Source organism: Paraburkholderia sp. J69-1 (genome assembly GCF_905220255.1).
In the GTDB taxonomy this organism is placed as follows: Bacteria; Pseudomonadota; Gammaproteobacteria; order Burkholderiales; family Burkholderiaceae; genus Paraburkholderia.
The window spans coordinates 212,612-231,214 of the sequence record NZ_CAJMZG010000014.1; the positions used below are offsets into that span (position 1 = coordinate 212,612).

16 protein-coding genes and 1 pseudogene are annotated in these 18,603 nt (G+C 65.8%); 13 read left to right on the forward strand and 4 right to left on the reverse strand.

Annotation, left to right across the window (positions count from 1 at the left end):
- Nucleotides 1-135 precede the first annotated feature (135 nt).
- The 3 genes and pseudogenes from U5A67_RS25165 to U5A67_RS25175 all read left to right on the forward strand — a co-directional run.
- Nucleotides 136-1,269: pseudogene (locus tag U5A67_RS25165) on the forward strand (cysteine desulfurase family protein); the annotation flags it as partial.
- Between the two features lie 153 nt (nt 1,270-1,422).
- Nucleotides 1,423-2,424 (forward strand): ROK family protein, encoded by a 1,002-nt coding sequence (locus tag U5A67_RS25170; protein WP_321816295.1) that lies wholly within the window; start codon nt 1,423-1,425, stop codon nt 2,422-2,424.
- The gene (locus U5A67_RS25175; RefSeq protein WP_321816294.1) at nt 2,421-3,146 is read left to right on the forward strand and encodes a copper homeostasis protein CutC; all 726 of its coding nucleotides are present in this window, start codon (nt 2,421-2,423) and stop codon (nt 3,144-3,146) included. The genes U5A67_RS25170 and U5A67_RS25175 overlap by 4 nt, the downstream gene beginning before the upstream one ends.
- Before the next feature lie 37 nt (nt 3,147-3,183).
- Here the strand turns inward: U5A67_RS25175 and U5A67_RS25180 are convergent, their stop codons facing one another.
- Both U5A67_RS25180 and U5A67_RS25185 read right to left on the reverse strand, forming a co-directional pair.
- A complete protein-coding gene (locus U5A67_RS25180) occupies nt 3,184-3,849 on the reverse strand; it encodes a DUF2278 family protein (protein ID WP_321816293.1) in 666 nt (221 codons plus the stop codon).
- Nucleotides 3,850-3,931: 82 nt separating this feature from the next.
- Nucleotides 3,932-4,441, reverse strand: a complete 510-nt coding sequence (locus U5A67_RS25185) for a DUF1697 domain-containing protein (protein WP_321816292.1) — start codon at nt 4,439-4,441, stop codon at nt 3,932-3,934.
- A gap of 110 nt (nt 4,442-4,551) precedes the next feature.
- Here U5A67_RS25185 and U5A67_RS25190 point away from each other — a divergent pair, with 110 nt between their 5' ends.
- The 4 genes from U5A67_RS25190 to U5A67_RS25205 all read left to right on the forward strand — a co-directional run bounded on the left by U5A67_RS25190 (nt 4,552) and on the right by U5A67_RS25205 (nt 6,259).
- The gene (locus U5A67_RS25190; RefSeq protein WP_321816291.1) at nt 4,552-5,052 is read left to right on the forward strand and encodes a flavodoxin family protein; all 501 of its coding nucleotides are present in this window, start codon (nt 4,552-4,554) and stop codon (nt 5,050-5,052) included.
- 133 nt (nt 5,053-5,185) lie between these two features.
- On the forward strand, nt 5,186-5,392 hold the full coding sequence (locus U5A67_RS25195) for a hypothetical protein (protein WP_321816290.1): 207 nt from the start codon (nt 5,186-5,188) through the stop codon (nt 5,390-5,392).
- A 121-nt stretch (nt 5,393-5,513) separates the two neighbouring features.
- Nucleotides 5,514-6,038 carry a LysM domain-containing protein gene (locus U5A67_RS25200; RefSeq protein WP_321816289.1) on the forward strand — a complete coding sequence of 175 codons (525 nt, stop codon included), beginning with the start codon at nt 5,514-5,516 and terminating at the stop codon, nt 6,036-6,038.
- Nucleotides 6,020-6,259, forward strand: coding sequence for a M23 family metallopeptidase (locus tag U5A67_RS25205; RefSeq protein ID WP_321959748.1), 240 nt, complete (start codon nt 6,020-6,022; stop codon nt 6,257-6,259). Before U5A67_RS25200 ends, U5A67_RS25205 begins: the two co-directional genes overlap by 19 nt.
- 17 nt (nt 6,260-6,276) lie before the next feature.
- Here the strand turns inward: U5A67_RS25205 and U5A67_RS25210 are convergent, their stop codons facing one another.
- Complete coding sequence (locus tag U5A67_RS25210) at nt 6,277-7,716, reverse strand: sensor domain-containing diguanylate cyclase (protein ID WP_321816288.1); 1,440 nt, start codon at nt 7,714-7,716, stop codon at nt 6,277-6,279.
- A gap of 297 nt (nt 7,717-8,013) precedes the next feature.
- On the opposite strand from U5A67_RS25210, the gene U5A67_RS25215 reads away from it, so the two are divergent.
- The 5 genes from U5A67_RS25215 to U5A67_RS25235 all read left to right on the forward strand — a co-directional run bounded on the left by U5A67_RS25215 (nt 8,014) and on the right by U5A67_RS25235 (nt 14,788).
- On the forward strand, nt 8,014-9,993 hold the full coding sequence (locus tag U5A67_RS25215; RefSeq protein ID WP_321816287.1) for an SPFH domain-containing protein: 1,980 nt from the start codon (nt 8,014-8,016) through the stop codon (nt 9,991-9,993).
- 76 nt (nt 9,994-10,069) lie between these two features.
- Nucleotides 10,070-11,134, forward strand: a complete 1,065-nt coding sequence (locus U5A67_RS25220) for a protease modulator HflC (RefSeq protein WP_321816286.1) — start codon at nt 10,070-10,072, stop codon at nt 11,132-11,134.
- Nucleotides 11,131-12,177: an SPFH domain-containing protein gene (locus U5A67_RS25225; protein ID WP_321816285.1), complete on the forward strand. Its 1,047-nt coding sequence runs from the start codon at nt 11,131-11,133 to the stop codon at nt 12,175-12,177. The genes U5A67_RS25220 and U5A67_RS25225 overlap by 4 nt, the downstream gene beginning before the upstream one ends.
- Nucleotides 12,174-14,192, forward strand: coding sequence for a heavy metal translocating P-type ATPase (locus U5A67_RS25230; protein ID WP_321816284.1), 2,019 nt, complete (start codon nt 12,174-12,176; stop codon nt 14,190-14,192). Before U5A67_RS25225 ends, U5A67_RS25230 begins: the two co-directional genes overlap by 4 nt.
- Entirely contained in the window at nt 14,189-14,788 is a 600-nt protein-coding gene (locus tag U5A67_RS25235; RefSeq protein WP_321816283.1) for a GNAT family protein, read from the forward strand. Before U5A67_RS25230 ends, U5A67_RS25235 begins: the two co-directional genes overlap by 4 nt.
- On the opposite strand, the gene U5A67_RS25240 is transcribed toward U5A67_RS25235, so the two are convergent.
- On the reverse strand, nt 14,785-17,163 hold the full coding sequence (locus U5A67_RS25240) for a DNA polymerase II (RefSeq protein ID WP_321816282.1): 2,379 nt from the start codon (nt 17,161-17,163) through the stop codon (nt 14,785-14,787). The genes U5A67_RS25235 and U5A67_RS25240 overlap by 4 nt on opposite strands.
- 557 nt (nt 17,164-17,720) lie before the next feature.
- Here U5A67_RS25240 and phaP point away from each other — a divergent pair.
- The gene (phaP, locus tag U5A67_RS25245) at nt 17,721-18,311 is read left to right on the forward strand and encodes a TIGR01841 family phasin (RefSeq protein WP_241023861.1); all 591 of its coding nucleotides are present in this window, start codon (nt 17,721-17,723) and stop codon (nt 18,309-18,311) included.
- Nucleotides 18,312-18,603: the final 292 nt, after the last annotated feature.

Genomic DNA, 18,603 nt, shown 5'->3' on the forward strand with positions numbered 1-18,603 from the left:
GTTTTTCCGCACCTGCGCGGCAAAGAGAAAATTATTCTTCGAAGCCGGAAAGGCGGCGCCTAATTTGGAACCACTTTCTCCGGCCTGCCGCGTAGCATAGGTCCCCATTCCAGACGCAATCGGACAAGAAACAGAATGGGCGACACACTGCATTACTTCGACTACGCGGCCACGACGCCGGCCGACCCGCGCGTGATCGCGGCCATGTGCGAATGCCTCGGCATGGACGGCGCGTTCGGCAATCCGGCCTCCAGTTCGCACGCCGCGGGCGTGAAGGCACGCGGTCTCGTGGAGAAGGCGCGTGCGCAGGTGGCCGCGCTGATCGGTGCATCGGCCGATGAAATCGTCTGGACCTCGGGCGCGACCGAGTCGAACAATCTCGCCCTCAAGGGTTTTGCAGAAACCGCCGCGCGCCGCCATCTGGTCACGAGCTGCCTCGAACACAAGGCGATTCTCGACACCATGGCGAGCCTCGAACAGCGCGGCATGACGGTCAGCTACGTGCTCCCGGATGCCAGCGGCAACATCGGCGTGCAAGCCGTGAAAGCAGCCTTGCGCGCCGACACCGGCCTGGTTTCGCTGATGCTCGTGAACAACGAGATCGGCACGCTGACGGATATCGCCGCGATTGCGCCGCTCGTGCACGAAGCGGGCGCGCTGCTGCACGTGGATGCGGCGCAGGCACTCGGCAAGACGCCGATCGACGTGAAGGCGATGGGCATCGATCTGCTGTCGATGTCGGCGCACAAGGTCTATGGGCCCAAGGGCATCGGCGCACTGTACGTGAGCCGTGAAGCGGCCGCGCGCATTGCGCCGCAGATGCACGGCGGCGGCCACGAGCGCGGGCTGCGCTCGGGCACGCTGGCGACGCATCAGATCGTCGGCATGGGGGTGGCCTGCGCGCTGGCGTCGGAACAGATGGACGCCGATACGCAGCGTATCGCCGGCCTCGCGCAGCAACTGCTCGATGGTCTGCACGACTTGGACATCGTCACGCAGAACGCGCGCAACGCCCGCCGTATTCCGCACACGCTGAGCCTGACGATCGGCTCGAACGGCTTCTTCCCGTTCATGCTGGCCGCCGATCTGGCGGTGTCGTCGACTTCCGCGTGCAATTCGGCTTCGGGCGCGCCCTCGCATGTGCTCAGCGCAATCGGCTTGAACGCCGATGCCGCCAGCCGCACGCTGCGTTTCAGCCTCGGCCGTTACACCACGACGCAGGATGTCGACCATGCGATCGGCTGTATTCGCACGGTGGTTGCGCAATGTGCGCCTCGCGTGACGGCGTGAGCGCGTAGCAGCGCAAAAAGCCGCGTAAAGTAGCGGGCACGCGTGTGCCCCTCAGCGCCGCCAGGAGTATTCCCGGCGGCGCGCGTGTTTTGACGGGCGCATTGGCGACACTCTGCGAATGTGAGCGCACCGATGCCCGTATTTTCCGCTTCCCTTTCCACCTCGCTCTATACCGCCGATATCGGCGGCTCGTTCATGCGCCTCGCGGCCCACGCGCCCGACGGCACGCTCACGCTGCTCGCGAAGCAGCCGACGCCCGCGCACGACTGGCCGCAGTTTGCCGACACGCTCGCGTCGATGCTCGCAGCGCATGCGCATCTCGACACCGAACCGCAGCGCGCGCCGCTCGCGCTCTCCATCGCCGGGCTGATCGATCCGCTCGACGGCAAGGCGCTCTCCGCCAATATTCCCTGCATCACCGGGCGCAAGCTCGCTGGCGAACTCCGCGCGCGGCTCGGTCGTGAGGTGTTCGCGGCCAATGACGCCGATTGCCTCGCGCTCGCCGAAGCCGTTTCCGGTGCGGGCGCGGGCCATCGCGTGGTGTTCGCCGCCGTGCTGGGCACGGGCGTAGGCGGCGGTCTGGTCGCCGATGGCCGCTTGATACGCGGTGCGGGCGGCGTGACGGGCGAGTGGGGCCACGGGCCGATCGTGAGTACGCAGTGTTTCGTCGACGCAGAAGCGGGAGGCGAACGAACGCTCATCGCCGTGCCGCGTTTTGCGTGCGGCTGCGGCCAGACCGGCTGTGTCGATACGATTGGCGGTGCGCGCGGCATCGAGCGCCTGCATGCGCATCTGCATGGCGCGAACATCGAGAGCCGCACGATCCTCGCCGCGTGGTCGCAAGGCGACGCCGCTGCCATGCGCACGCTCGACGTCTGGCGCGAACTGGTCGCGGAGCCGCTTGCCGCGCTCGTCAACGTGACGGGTGCGTCGGTCGTGACGGTGGGCGGCGGGCTGGCATCGGCGGGCGCGCTGATCGGGCGGCTCGATCAAGCCGTGCGCGCGCGCGTGCTGTATCGGCGCGAACAGCCGCTGGTCGTGCCGGGCCGCTATCGCGAGGAAGGCGGTTTGATCGGCGCGGCGTGGCTCGCGCGCCACGCGTCATCCACGAATACGGAGCGAGTATCGCCATGACTGTTCTGCTCGAAGTTTGCGTCGATAGCGTCGATGGCCTGCAAGCGGCCATTGCGGGCGGCGCGGATCGCATCGAATTGTGTTCGGCGCTCGATCTTGGCGGGCTCACGCCGGTGCCGGGCCTGATCGCCGCGGCTGCGCGTGCGCCGGTGCCGGTCTACGCGATGATCCGCCCGCACGCCGCCTCGTTCGTCTGGACGCCCGCCGATGCCGCCGCGATGCTGGCGGACATCGACGCCATGCGCGCAGCGGGACTTGCGGGCGTGGTGCTCGGCGCGGCGCTGCCCGATGGCGCGCTCGACGTGGCCTTGCTGCAGGAACTGCGCGCGCGCTCGCATGGGCTTGGCGCCACGCTGCATCGCGTATTCGATCTCGTGCCCGATCCGGCGCGCGCACTGGAAGCGGCGATTTCGCTGGGCTTCGAGCGCATCCTCACTTCGGGCGGCTCGGCGCGTGCCGAGGCCGGTCTGGCAGCGCTTGGCGCACTCGCGCGCCAGGCGGCGGGCCGTATCGGCATCATGCCGGGCAGTGGCGTTTCGGCGGGCAACGTGGCGAGCATCGTGCAGGCCGTGGACGCGAGCGAAGTGCACGCCTCGTGTCGCGCGGCCTTCACCTGCGACGACAGCAAGGGCGTAGAACTGGGCTTTTTCCCGGCGCGCCAGGGCAAAACATCGGCGAACGCGGTGCGCTTGCTCAAGGACGCGCTCGCCGCGATCGGCTAAGGCTCGAGAAGCGAGCGCGCTTCAAGCTAAATGTCGATCACGAAATCGGCTGCGAATCGGCGGTGGGATTGCCCAGATCGTCGGTCGGCAGCCATTGCTGGTCGAACGCGGCCACATAGAGCGCCCATTGCGGTTGCCCGAGATCGACGAGCAGCGCGCCGTCCTGCCAGATGTCGTTGTGATCGTTGCTGTCGTTGCCCGGACGATGGATGAACGCGCCCTTCGAACCCTGGTTCATGTGGACGTCGTGCACGCCATCGCCTTCGCTATAGAAACGGCCGAACACGTAGACATCGTTGCCCGCCTGCTGCGCGCGCTGCAACAGTCGTTCTAGCGTGGCCACCGGTTCGACGGAGCTGGAGCCGTCCATCACGTCGCTGTCGCGCCATTTGCCGGTGTTGGCGAGAAAATCGCTGCGCTGGAAGTCGATGGCGGGCAACGCGGCCTGGCCCGTGAGGTTCTGCGAACCGGAGGCGGCGTCCTTGAGCGTTGCCAGAATCTCGTGACGGAAATCGAACAGCAGTTTGTATTTGAGCAAGTCGTCCGCGTCGGTGGTGCCGACGTTCACGGCGACGTCCCACTGCTCGCCCGCCACCGAAAGACCGAAGTGCAGATGGTATTGCACTTCATGCGGCCGCCGCGTCGACTTGAGTTGCGGCGCCGACACGATCTTGCCCTTCGCATAGCCATAGGGAAGCGACATCGTTCACGTCTCCACTAAAGAAACGCACCATCGTAGGCGTGTTGCGTGACAGTTTTGCTGCGGGCCAGCCGCGCGCCGGGTCTTATTGCGCCGCCCAGTCGGCCAGTGTGGCGACCGTATTCATATTGCGCGCCGTGCCGTCTTTCGCCGCAGCGATCTTGAGCTTCGACTTGCCGATGCCATCCGGGTAATACACGTAGATTTCGCGCTTTCCCAGCGCGCACTGTTCCGTGGCCTGGCCGCTTGCGCTATCGAGCGCATGCTTGTCTGGGGCGGCGTCGAGGAAAATCGCCACCGTGCGCTCGGGCGGCGCATCGGCGAACGGGTTATCGGCGAGGATGGCGGCCATTTCGGCGGCGGTGCGCAGCATCACGCCCACGGGCTTGCCCGCGTAGGCTTCCAGGCGCTGCTCGAGTTGCTTCCTGACGTTCGCGGCCGCGAGGCGAGTTTCGAACACCACGTTGCCGCTGGCGATATAGGTACGCACGTTGCTGAAGCCGAGCGCTTCGCACATCGCGCGCAATTCGGGCATGGGCAGTTTGCCGGTGCCACCGACGTTCACGGCACGCAGCAGGGCAATATAGATAGGCATCGGCGCATGATACGCGGATCGCCATCGGCATGTTTGCAGCGGTGCGCGCGGTATGATCGCAGCGCGCGGCGCGCCATTGGGGCACGGCCGCCCAGACACGGATTTCACGCATGAAGACGCTGTTGATCGTCTATCACACGATGACTGGAGGCACGCAGCAGATGGCCGAGGCGGCAGCCGCCGCCGCGCGCGCACAGGCCGACGAACAGCAGCTGACGATCCGCCTGCAGCGCGCCCACGAAACCCAGCCCGCCGATGTGCTCGCCGCCGATGGCTATCTGTTCGCCACGCCCGAAAATCTCGCGGCGATTTCCGGCCTCATGAAGGACTTTTTCGACCGCTGCTATTACACGGCGCTCGATCGTGTGAACGGCCGCCCCTATGTGGTGATGATCTGCGCGGGCAGCGACGGGCAGAACGCCTTGCGGCAGATCGAGCGTATCGCCACGGGCTGGCGGCTCAAGCCTGTGGCCGATGGTGTGATCGTCTGCACGCATGCCCAGACACCCGAGCGCATTCTCGCGCCGAAGACCATCGCCGCCGACGATCTCGCGCGCTGCGAGGAACTGGGCGCGGGACTCGCGGCGGGTCTGGTTCTAGGCGTGTTCTGATGCGGTTTTGGGCAGTGTTGTAAAGGATTGTCAGGGCTTGCGCGGCGGCGTCAACGCTGCAGCCAGGACGGCGTTTATGCGGGACGACCCCAAAGGCGGGTCATTCTCAATCCTTTCGCAACACGAAACGCCTATGAAACGCATCATCATCGCCAGCTTTGCCTTTTTCACCTGCGCCGCTGCCTTCGCGCAATCGCCCGCGCATCATCCGCATCACCACGGCAAGCATCACAACACCTACTACGCGCACCGCGCGCAGGCTCCGCGTCACGTCAGCCACACGAACGATTCGGTAGCCGACCGCGCCGAGCCGCTCGACACCGCGCATTTCAAGCCCTGATTCCCGTTAGCGCGAGTGCAGGACGCATGCGCATCCGAATACCAGGATAGGAGACGATGCGCATCTTCGATAATGCTCCGCTCAATCAGAAATGCAGGATGACGAATTAATGAGATCGAGCATGAATCTGCGATGGCGCTGCGCCGCCTGGACGCTCGTGCTGGCGGTGGGCGCGGTCCTGTCGGGGTGCGCGTTACGCGGCGGCACGGACGCATCGGTTTTCGCGACGGGTTGCAGCAAGGCGGTGGCGGGCTACTACTGCGTGCAACCCGGCGACACGCTGGAAAGCGTCGCCTTCGGCTTCGGCCGCAAGACGGAGGACCTGGCGCGCTGGAACGGCTTCGCGCCCAACACCACTTTGCTGATCGCGCAGATGTTGCGCGTCGCGCCGCCGGACTGGACCCGCGCACCGATCGAATCGATGCCGGCGCCGGGCGCTGCGGCGACTGCCGCGCCTGCCGCGCCTGCGTCCGGATCGCTGGCGACGGCCGACAGGTTCGTGTGGCCCGTCAGCGGCATGATCGTGCAGGAGTTCGGTACGGACGGCTCGCGCGGCATCGAAATCGCCGGGCGGGCGCGCCGATCAAGGCGGCTGCGGCGGGGCGAGTCGTCTACGCGGGCGGCGGCATCAAGTCCTATGGCCTGATGATCATCGTCAAACACGACGATGGCTACGTCACCGCCTATGGCAACAACCGCAAGCTGCTGGTGCGCGAGGGCGAGACCGTGCAGCAGGGCATGGCGATCGCCGAAATGGGCGCGCGCAGCGGCCGCCAGCCGCTGTTGCAGTTCGAGATGCGCGAAGGCAGTCACGCGGTCGATCCGCTTGCGCATCTGCCGGCGGGGTCGGGGCCGGTGTCGGAGTAAGCGGGCGCGGGCCGAGGTCAGCCGGCCGTCAAACTCGCATCCGCATGCGCGACTCGGTTGCGGCCCGCGCGTTTGGCCGCATAGAGCGCGGCATCGGCGGCTTCGATCAGCGTGTGCGGCGTGATGCACACGCTCGCGGCACCAACGGCCGCGCCACTCGTGGCGCATCCCGCGCTCACCGTGATCTGCCCGGTTGCGGCAGGCGCGGGAATCATCAGTTCGGCCACGGCGGCGCGGGCGCGTTCGGCGATTTCGCCGGCGCTCTGCGCATCGGTATCGGGCAACACGAGCGCGAATTCCTCGCCGCCATAACGCGCGACGAAGTCGCCCGCCCGCAGCGTGCGCGCCAGCGCACCGGCCACGGCGGCCAGACAGGCATCGCCGTGCAGATGCCCGTAGGCGTCGTTGTAGCGCTTGAAGTGATCGACGTCGATCATCACGAGCGAAAGCGGCAGCGTCTCCTGCGCCGCGCGCGCACAGGCCGCGCGGAATTGCATGTCGAAGTAGCTGCGGTTGAACACGCGCGTGAGCGCATCGCGCGCCGACGTGCGCACGAGCGACGCATGCGCTTCCGAAAGCTGCCGATACAGCGTCGTGACTTCCCACACCAGCACGCAGACCAGCACGCCCGGCGCGAGCATGCTGAACACGCGCGCGACGTACCAGCCCAGCGTGAAGCGCTCGATGCTCAGCGTGTTGAGCGCGGCATCGACGAAAGAAGCCAGCAGCGCCACGACGATCCACAAATCGAGTACCAGCCGCAGACGCCCTTTGAGCAGCACCACGGCGATGGCGGCGACATTGAGCGCACAGATCGCCAGACCGGCGAGATTCGCTGCGAGGCTGGTGCCGATACCCGCTCCGATACCCACAGGTTGCATCGGCATCGATGCAGCCGTGGAAGCGCGCCACGGCTCGGCGAGATCCATCTGCGTGACCAGCAGGCCGAGCAGGATGGCCACCGCCGCCGGTCCGGCGATCAGCAGCCAGCCGTGCGGTGTGCGCGCTTTCAGGGCGGTGGCCGCGACGGCATCGTCGGAGGCGCGCGTGCGCACGAGTTCCGCGACGATCACGAGCAGCGGAAAGCCCGCGTGCCAGAAGATCCACATCCACGCGGCGCTATGCGGGCCCGCGCCCAGCAGCCCGGTGCGCGTGAAGACGCCGGGAAACATCAACAGTTGCAGCGCGACGGCGATCGCCGTGAACGCATACGCGCCGCCGAGCGCGCCGAGCATCGGCAGCCGCGTGGCGGCAAAGCGCGCGCCCAGCAGAAACGCGGCGATGCCCGAGGTGGTGAAAACCGTGAGCGCGCACATCGGCATGAACGGCGCGACGGCGGGCAGCACGTCCTGTGCGCGTGGCGCGGCAAGCGCGAGCGTGAGCAATATCGCGAGCGCGCAGGCGCTGGCGATGAGCGCCTGTCTGCGTGTCGCCGGTCCTATCAGCAAGCCGTCCATGTTGGGCCTGTCGCGTGAGGTGCTGCGCGTGCGCAGCGTTGTTATCGATGTTTGCGATCGATACTGAGGGTGCTGCCGGACCTGCGCGTAGCGTGTGGCGTGTGCGTCGCGTGCGTGTGGCGTGTGTGCAATCGGCATATTGTGCGCCGATTCCGTCCGCATGGGCGCGCCTGTGAGCCGGGTTGCGCAAGCCTGGCGCACGTGCAGCGAGGTTGAGTTTCTATATCGAGCGCGCTACATTGGGGCGCGCTTCGGCACGCCGGGGCGATCCTCGTAACTTCCCTGTAAGGAGCCCGGATGGTGCAACGCGCAGCGCGCGAGAACCGCGAAGCTTTTGGGTGGTTCGCCGGGCGTCAGGGCGAGACCCGGCTCGGTGCATTGGCGTTGGCGCTGGCCATCGTGTCCGGTTTGCTGGCCTTGTTGCCGGGCGCGCGGGATTGGCCATTCGATGCGCGCTGGTGTGCCGTGCTGGCGAGCGCGAGCGTCTGCATTCTGATGGCGGTCATCGGTACGCGGCTTTATGCCGAACGGATCATCGATACGCCTGCTGCACGTGTGCCGATCTGGAAGACGCTGCTCGTTCTCGCGCATCTCGCTTTGCGGCGCGACGAGCGCAAAGCGGGTGACTCCCGCAACGCCGACGCCACCGACACCACCGATCTTCCCGATATCCCTGATCTGCAAGCGCGCCTGCGCGCCCTGCCGTGGCGTCCCTACGTGGTGCCGCTGCTCGCGCTGATATCGTCCGGGTTTGCGTTGCTGGCCTGGTTGCGTCCCGCCTATGTGCCCGATGAGCGCGCGGCGCAAGCGCCGCTGCTGGTTGCGGGCGCGTTCTGGCTGGCGTTGGCGTTCGGCGTGCTGCTTGTCGAGCGCATTCATGCGCAATACGGCAAAGGCTCGACGGCGGCTGCGGCGCTCGCGGCCTTGCTGCGCGTGCTGCTCGTCGCCGCGTTGGGCGCAGCAATCTCCACCGCATGGGGCGCTTTCGGCGGCGCGTCGCTCACGTGGCTCGTGCGCCTTGTCGCGGTCTTGAGCGGCGCAGTCGCGCTCGAACTGGCGGCACGCTCGGCCTGGACCTGGTTCAGCGCGCCGAACGACCGCAACGAACCGTGGTTCCTCTCCAGCGCCATCGCGCAGGCCTTGAGGGCGCATGCGCGTCCGCTCGCCTCGCTCGACGCGCAGCTGCGCGCGCGCTATGGCATCGACTTGCGCCAGAACTGGGCGCTGCAAAGCTTCGTGCGCCTTCTGCCCGGCACGCTTGCCGTGATGCTGCTGACGGGTTGGCTGCTCGGCGGCGTGACGATACTCGGCCCCGATCAGCGCGCGGTCTACGAACGCTTCGGCGCGCCTGTGGCCGTCTGGCAAGCGGGCCTGCACGTCGGCTTGCCCTGGCCGTTCGGCCGCGCCCGCGTGCTCGATAACGGCGCGATCCATCAACTGATCGTCTCGGGCAGCGCTGGCGACGATCCCGGCGCGAGCCAGCGCAGCGCACAGCCCATTGCCGCCGATGCCCGCACGCCCGCTCAACTCAACCGCCTCTGGGACGTCGCGCATCCGTGGGAAACCACCCAGGTGATTGCGGGCACGAGCGGCGATCAGCAGGCCTTCCAGATCGTCAGCGCCGATGTGCGGCTCGATTACCGCATCGGTCTGTCCGACGCGGCCGCGCGTGCCGCGCTCTACCGCACCGTCGATCTCGACCAGACCGTGCGCGCGATCGCCAACCGCGAAGTCGTGCGCTATCTCGCGTCGCGCACGCTGCCGGCCTTGCTCGACACACCGCAGACGGCGATGGCCGCGACGCTGCGCGGCGTCATCCAGCATGAACTCAATCAGGCTGTCGGCGGCATCGAGGTGGTGGCGGTCGTGATCGAAAGCGTGCATCCGCCGGCGGGCGCGGCGGCGGCGTATCACGGCGTCCAGGCCGCCCAGATTCGCGCCGATGCCAGTGTCGTACAGGCGCGCGGTTTTGCCGCCGCGACCGTGGGCGGCGCGCAGCAGCGTGCGATCGAGACCATCGCGCAAGGCAGCGCGAACGGCGCGGATGCACTCGCCGCTGCGCGCGTGCAACAGGCAAGCTTCGACGCCGATGTGATCGCGCAAGGTCTGGGCGGTCCCGCATTCGCTTTCGAGTACTACCTGCATGCGCTGAGCAAAGGCCTGCAGAACGCCAACCTGACCGTGATCGACGACCGGCTCGCGAGCGGCAATCGCGCGACCATCGATCTGCGCACGCTCACGCCCTCAACCGCGACAGGCGTGCGGCCGGCATGGTGAGCCATGACCTTAACGTGCGATGCGTGCGATGCGTGCGGCGATCATCGGCATCAATCTTGAACAGGGTGATTTGAACGTGAGCCTCTTACACGCGCACGGCGATGCGCACCATCATCACGGCCATTCGCATGGACATGCCCACGGTCATGTGCACGGCCAGCCCGGCGCGCCGGTGAACCGTCCGCGCTTTGCGTTGCGCGTGGCGCTCGCGGCGCTCTGCGTGATCGTCGCGCTCGTGGTGGCGAGTTTCGTGCAGGTGCGCGAGGGCGAGGCGGCCGTGGTCACGCGGTTCGGCGACCCGGTGCGCGTGCTGCTGCAACCGGGGCTGGCGTGGCGGCTGCCCGCGCCGATCGAAGCCGCCGTGCCCGTCGATCTGCGCTTGCACACGACGTCGAGCGGCCTGCAGGACGTCGGCACGCGCGATGGCCTGCGCATCATCGTGCAAGCCTATGTGGCGTGGCGCGTGCCCGCGAATGCCAACGACATCGGCCACTTCGTGCGCGCCGTGCGCAACGAGCCCGATGAAGCGGCGCGGCAGATCCGCTCGCTGGTGGGCTCCGCCTTGCAGACCACTTCGGCGGGCTTCGATCTCGCTTCGCTGGTCAACACCGATCCTTCGCAGGTGCGCATCGGCGCGTTCGAGGAAGCGCTGCGCCGTCAGGTCGACGCGCAGGTCTACGCGGCCTATGGCGTGCACGTGGTCCAGGTCGGGTTGGAGCGCCTGACGCTGCCCGCCGTCACGCTCGCCGCGACGGTCGAGCGCATGCGCGCCGAACGCGAGACCGTAGCCGCGCAGCGTACCGCCGAAGGCAACCGCCAGGCCGCGCAGATCCGCTCCGATGCCGACCGCGACGCGCGCGTGCTGATCGCCGACGCCAACGTGAAAGCCGCCGATATCGAAGCGCAATCGCGCAAGGACGCCGCCGCGATCTACGGCAAGAGCTACGCCGCCGATCCGCAGCTCTACACGATGCTGCGCTCGCTCGACACGCTCGGCTCGGTGGTCAACACGAACACCAACCTGATCCTGCGCACCGATGCCGCGCCGTTCCGCGCGCTCGTGCAAGGCCCGCCGGGCATGGGCGCGGCCGTCAACGGCCCGGTGGCGGCGTCCACGCGCAGTTCGGGCAAAAGCCGATGAGCGCGCCGCAATTTCAGCGCGACATGCAGCCCGCGCTCGGCCCCGGCGCGCAGACCGTGCGCCTGTCGTTCTGGTTCGTCGCCGTGCTGGCGGTGCTGGCGGCGCTTGGCTGGGCGACTTCGAATATCCGCCGCATTCCCGCCGATAGCAGCGCCGTGGTGACGCGCTTCGGCGCTTATGTGCGCGATCAGGGCGCGGGTCTGCTGGTGGCCTGGCCGCGTCCGTTCGAGGACGTGCTGCTGGTGCCCGGCAGCGAACGCGTGCTCGAACATCGCGTGATCGCGCTGGAACGCAATCCGCACGCGAGCGCCACGCTCGGGCTCGACACCGATGCCGAAGCCGGTTCCGGTTACGTGCTGACCGGCGATAACGGCGTGGTGCAACTGAGCGCGACGCTGTTCTATCGCGTGAGCGACCCTTATGCCTACGCCATGCAGCTCGAGCATCGCGATGCCGCGATCGAGCGCGTGGTGTCCGCCGCCGTGGTGGAAACGGCGGCGCAGCGCGATCTCGACGCGATCCTCGTTGCGCGTCCCGAAACGGTCGCCGCCGATCAACAGATGGCCGTGCGCCGCGAGCAGTTGCGCGGCGACCTTGCACGCGCGATCCAGCGGCATCTGGATGCGCTCGCCGCCGCGCATGCCGGGCTGGGCATCGAAGTCGCGCGGGTCGATGTGCAGAGCGCGTTTCCGGCATCGGCCATCGACGCCTTCAACGCCGTGCTGGGCTCGATGCAGAACGCGGAGCGCGATGTCGCGCTTGCCCGCACCGTCGCCGAAAAAACGCGCCAGGGCGCGCAGCAGAACGCCGATCGCATCGTCCAGGACGCACAGGCCAACGCCGCCGAGCGCGTGGCCACGGCGCAATCGGAAACCTCGACGATCGTTCAGCTCGAAGCGGCGCTGGCGGAAAATCATGATCCGGGACTGGTCGCGCGCGCGTATCGCGACCGCGTGCAGGCGGTGCTGGCGAAGGCGGCGCGCGTGACGACGATCGATCCGAACGACGCATCGAGCCTCGTGTTGCCGGGGCGCGCACCATGACGACGCCCTGTGAAGCGGCCGATCAGGACGCGCATCTGCACGAAGCCGCCGAAGCTGCTGAAACCGACCAAGCCGCCGAAGTGCGCGACGAAAAGCACGACGCCGTCCACGCGATGTCTGCCGCCGAGCGCCGCGCGATCACGCGTCACACACTGCTCGCGCTGCTGGCGGGCGGCTTCCTGCTGCTCTCGCTCGCCTGGCCGTGGCTCTCGCCCGCAGGCGCGCGCGGCGACGCAACTGTCGCGCAACTGCTCGCCGCGCTCGCGTCGCTGATCGTCGCGCCGCCGGTGTTCGCGGGCGCGTGGCACAGCCTCAAATCGCCGAGCCTGCATGGCGTGACCGACCGCCTGATCGCGCTGGCGATGCTGGGCGCGTGGGCCGTCGGCGACATGACGACGGCGGCGTTGCTGCCCATCGTCATGACTTTCGGCCACGCGCTGGAGGAGCGCAGCGTGCTGGGCTCGCAGGAAGCGATCCGCGCGCTCGGGCGGCTGACTTCGGGCAAGGTGCGCCGCGTGAGCGAGTCGGGCGCGATCGAGGAAGTGGCTTACGAAGCGATCCGTCCCGGCGATTTCGTCGATGTGCTGCCCGGCGCGCGTATTCCCGCCGATGGCCTGGTGCGTCAAGGACGCTCCAGCATCGACAACGGTCCGATCACGGGCGAATCGCTGCCGCAGGACGCGGGCGAGGGCGCGAGCGTGTATGGCGGCGCGATCAATCTGGATGGGCCGCTGCGCGTGGAAATCACGCAGGTGGGCGAGGCGTCGACGCTCGGCAAGGTCATCGAACTGATGCAGCGCGCCGAGGCCGCCAAGCCGCCCATCACGCAGGCGCTCGAACGCTATATGGATGCATATCTCGCGCTCGTGCTGCTGATCGCGGCGATCGTCTGGTTCGTGAGCGCGAATGCGCAGGCGATGCTCGCGGTGATCGTCGCGGCTTGCCCGTGCGCGCTCGTGCTGGCGGCGCCATCGACTGCCATCGCCGGGATTGCGGCGGGCGCGCGGCGCGGCATCCTGTTTCGCAACACGGCGTTTCTCGACAAGATCGCCGAAATCGATTCGCTCGTGATCGACAAGACCGGCACGCTCACGCACGGTGAATTGCGCCTCACGCGCGCGTGCTGGCAGCCGGGCGCGGACGAAGCGCAGGCGCGCGAACTGGCGGCGCGGCTGGCGTTGAGCAGCGCGCATCCGGTGTGCCGTGCGCTCGCGCGCGAACGCGCACAGAGCACATTCGCTACGCTTGCGCCGCTGGCCGAAGCGCGCGAGTTGCGCGGCCTGGGCGTGATCGCGCCCACGCCCGAAGGCGTTGCCGTGCTCGGCCGCGCCGAACTGCTGGCGCAGCATGTGAGCGCATTGCCGCCCGCGCCCGCCGACATCGACGGTCCCAGCGCCGGGCTGGCGCTCGACGGCCGCCTGCTCGCCTGGTTCGGTTTCGACGATACTGTGCGGCCCGAAGCGCGCGGGGCGCTCGACGATCTGCGCGCGCTGGGCATGGCGCGCGAAGCGCTTGTGACCGGCGACCGCGAAAGCGTCGCGCGGCGGCTCGCGGGCGAACTCGGTATCGAGACGGTGGTGGCGCAGGCGCTGCCGCACGACAAGCTCGATTACGTGCTCGCCGAAATCGACGCGGGACATCATCCGCTCGTGGTGGGCGACGGCCTGAACGACGTGCTGGCGATCAAGGCGGGTTCGACCAGCGTGGCGATGGGCGAGCGCGGCATCGACATCGCCGTGGCTTCCGCCGACGTCGTGCTGCTCGCCGACGATCTGCGCCGTCTGCCCGACTGCATTCGCCTGGGCCGCGCGTGCCGGCGCATCGCCACGACCAACGCGGCGATCGGCCTTGCCTGGACGGTTGCCGTGATCGCGCTTGCGGCGCTGGGCGCGTTGAGCGCCGTGGCGAGCGCCATTCTTCATAACGTGGGCACGCTCATCGTGATCGCCAACGCGGGCCGCCTGCTGCGCCGCGACGACGGTGCGATCGGCGCCAAGCCCGATTCTTCCGCATGACACCCGATTCGATGAACACCACACCTACGCTGAGCGGTAAAACGGTCGAACTGCGCCCGCTGCGCGAAACCGATGCCACCGCGCTGATCGAAGCCGCCGCCGATGGCGAACTCTGGAACCTCAAGGTCACGGTCGTGCCGTCGCCTGCGACCGTCGACGCTTATATCGCCAAAGCGCTCGAAGGCGAGCGCGCGGGCACGGTCATGCCGTTTGCGATCGTGCAGCGTGAAAGCGGCCGCGTGGTGGGCAGCACGCGCTTCTGGAAGATCGACCGCGCGAATCGCAAACTGGAGATCGGCCACACGTGGCTGGCGGCATCGGCGCAGCGTTCGTCGATTAATACCGAGTCGAAATATCTGCTGCTCGCTTATGCGTTCGACACGCTCCAATGCGTGCGCGTGCAATTCACCACCGACGAACTCAACGAGAAATCGCGCGCGGCCATCTTGCGTCTGGGCGCCAGGCAGGAAGGCATCGTGCGCCACGAACGCATCATGCCCGATGGGCGCAAACGCAATTCGGTGCGCTTTAGCATCATCGACGATGAATGGCCGCAGGTGCGTGCAGGGCTCGAAGCGCGGCTTTTAGCCAGCTAGAAAAGACTCGCCTGACCGGAAATCAGCGTCTCGAATGCTTCGCGCAAAAACGGCAGGATGGCATCGGCTACAGGCTGCAACTGGCGTGTGAGATAGAAGGTGTAATCGGGCGGCGCGCTGAGCGTTTCGAGTGGTTCGGGGCCCACCGTCGTCATCACATAGCTGATCCAGCCGCCGTTCTGATATTGCAGAGGACGGCCTTTTGCGCGGTTGTATTCGTCGGCGACGCGCGCGGCGCGCACATGTGGCGGCACGTTGCGCTGATAGTCGCTCAAGGGCCGGCGCAGACGTTTGCGAAACACGAGTTGATCGTCGAATTCACCGGCAAGCGTGCGGCGCACGTAATCGCGCACGTAGTCTGCGTGCGGTTCGCGCACGAAAACGCGCCGGTAAAGCTCGCGCTGGAATTGCTGGGCGAGCGGCGTCCAGTCGGTGCGCACGGTTTCGAGGCCTTTGAATACCACTTCCTCGTCGCCGTCTTTCGCCAGCGACAGGCCCGCATAACGCTTCTTGCTGCCTTCTTCGGCGCCGCGCACCGTGGGCATCAGAAAGCGCGAATAATGACGCTCGAATTGCAGTTCGAGCGCGCTTTCCAGACCGAAGCGATTTTGCAGTTCCGCTTTCCACCATGCATTGACATGCGCGACCAGTTCGCGGCCCGTGCGCGTGGCGTCTTCTTCCGAATGTGCGCGCTTGAGCCAGACGAAGGTGGAATCGGTATCGCCGTAAATGACGTCGTAACCTTGCGCTTCGATCAGCGCGCGCGTCTGGCGCATGATTTCGTGGCCGCGCATCGTAATCGACGAAGCCAGACGCGGATCGAAAAAGCGGCAGCCCGTCGAGCCGAGCACGCCATAAAACGCGTTCATGATGATTTTCAGCGCCTGAGAAAGCGGCGCGTTCTTTTGCCGCTTGGCGGCTTCGCGTCCTTCCCAGACCTGGCGCACGATTTCGGGCAGGCAATGCATCGAGCGCGAGAAACGCGCGCCCAGAAAACCCGGCGCGGAATGTGTGTCGTCGGGTGCCTGCAAGCCTTCGATCAGGCCGACCGGATCGATCAGAAACGTGCGGATAATCGACGGATACAGGCTCTTGTAGTCGAGCACCAGCACGGAATCGTAGAGGCCGGGGCGCGAATCCATCACGAATCCGCCGGGACTATTCTCGCCCACGATATCGCCGAGATTGGGCGCGACATAACCTTGCCGATGCATTCGCGGCAGATAAAGATGCGTGAATGCCGCGACCGAACCGCCGCTGCGATCGACCGGCAAACCGGTCACGGATGCGCGCTCCAGCAAAAACGCAATCAACTCGGTTTTCGCGAAGATGCGCGTAACCAGTTCGCAATCCTTAAGGTTGTAGCGTGCGAGAGCGGGTTTATCTTCGTCGAAACGGCGCTGGATTTCGTCCATGCGCTGATACGGGTTATCGACCGCCTTGCCTTCGCCCAGCAGCGTGCGCGACACGTATTCGAGGCTGAACGACGGAAAGCTCCAGGTGGCCGAACGCAAGGCCTCGATACCGTCGATGATGAGCCGCCCGGCGGCCGCCGCGAAATAATGATTCTGATTGATGCTGTGCTCGCGCCATTCCATGACCGCGCCGCCGCGCCCGAGTTTGAGCGGCACGCCGTATTGCTGCGAATGCGCGTGCAATACGCGCAAATCGAATTGCACAAGATTCCAGCCGATGATGGCATCGGGATCATGCTGTGCCATCCAGGCGTTCAGACATTCGAGCATTTGCGCGCGGCTTTCGCAGTACGCGAGATCGAAATCGAGCGTGCCGGCCTCGCCATTTTCCGGCGCGAGCATATACACCTGGCGCTGGCCACAGCCTTCGAGCGCGATCGAATAGAGTTCGCCTTGCGCGCTGGTTTCGATATCGAGCGAAACGAGGCGTAGCGCTGGCCGGTATTCGCTGGCCGGTTTCATTTCTCCGTCGATCAGTACGCCCGCTTCATCCGGCGTGCCGCGAAAGAGCACGGGCGCGGTGATGAAACGCTCCATCATGTAACGGTCGGGCGGCTGGATATCGGCTTCGTAGATGTCCACGCCTGCTTTGTTCAGGCGTTTCGCTGCGCCCGTCAACTGGCGGTATTGCGGCGTATAGAGTCCGGCGATCGGGCGCTGGCGGAAGTCCTTGAGATCGAGCGCGCGCCACTCGGCGCCCTTTTCGCGTTCGAGCACGCGCTGCGCGGCTTCGCGTTGCGCGGCGGGCACGAAAGCCACCGAGTTTTGCGGGCGCAGGCGCAACTGCCGCGGACCATTGGGCGTGGCGAGCCAGAAATCGACTTCGGTATGCGTGGGGGTGTCGCGCCAATGGCGGGTCAGAATGAAGCCCGGCGTCAGGCCGGGTTGATGCTCGGTCACGATAGAGTTAGCGCTGGCCTGTCTGGACGAGCGCAATTGTACCGTTACGGCGTGCGCCGCCTGGCGCGCAGGCATTGAGTCTGTGATTTCCGGTGCATGACACGCGATCCCTCAAAACTTGCAAATCGGATTCAATCAGAACGGATCACCAGTGAAATTGCGCGAGCATTCAAGGCGCCGCCGATGTTTTGTCTGGAGAAAATCAAATGGTGTATCGGATTGCATTGATCTGCAGTTTCTAATGCATTAAAAAGCAGTTGAGGCGGCCGCGAGTTAGAGGACATGACCCCGCGCGCCGCTTTAAGTTTTGCGTCAATTTGCCTTACAACTGCAAGAAATAAACCCGTTCTGAATCGAATTGACTTCACCTGGGGTTTTCACCTAATTTTGTGTTGCACAAAATTGTTAAATTCATGCCTTAGAATCAAGTCTCTAATTGAGTTGCCGCGGTGATGTCAGCGGACACGACATTGCTGGACTGAGTGCTGATGGGTCGCATCGATTTGCGGCTTCCTATAGTCAATCTATTTAGCATTTCTAATCATGAGGCATAGCCGATGACCGAGCTAATCAACGATTTCGCATCCGATCATCTCCGGGCCCAATATCAGTCCGGCGTCGCGGCATTTTTCGCAGTGACGCAGCCCGCGTTCAAAAGCGTCGAAGCGATCGTCGCGTTGAATCTGCAGGCCGCGCGTGCGGTGCTGGCCGAAAACGAGGCGGCGCTCAAGGGCGCGCTGCAAACCACCAGCCCTGTCGAGCTTTTCACGCAGCAGGTGAACGCCTCGCAGCAGGCAGCGGCAAAGGCCTTGTCGTATGGTCGCCAGCTATTCGATATCGCTACGCACACGCAGTCCGAATGGACCCAGGCGGCTCAAGCCCAGAGCGAAGCGCAGCAGGAGCGCGTGAAAGCGGTGGCGGCGCGTTTCTCGCAGAATGCTCCGGCGAGTGCTACACCGTACCTGGCACCGTACGTCGCCGCATTTAATTCGACCTTCACCGCATTCGGCAATGCGGCTGAAACGATCCGTAATCTGACGCAGCAAAATATCGAAACGGCGCAAAATCGTTTTGATTCTATTGCTGCTAAAGCGATTCAGCAGCCCGCCACGCAGGAAGCTGCCGCCGAGATTCAACCCGCGAAATAACCGCTATTGCATCGCCATTCCATTCACGAAACGCAGGACAACACGCGGTTGCAATGCATGTGCGTTGCGCCGCGTCCACGACCTTGAAGCATTTAGAGTCCGGCGTTGAATCAATTCGCATTGCATTCACGTATGTTCCCTGTTTTGTCATCTTGATGTAACGGGATGCAGACACGCTTATTTCATATGTCGTGTACATGTCGTTGATGCGCCGTGTTCAAGTTTTTTTGTTGCAGTTACGCTAGCTGTCAATCAGGCAGCGACCAGGCAAGTCTCTTTAATGCAGGAAACG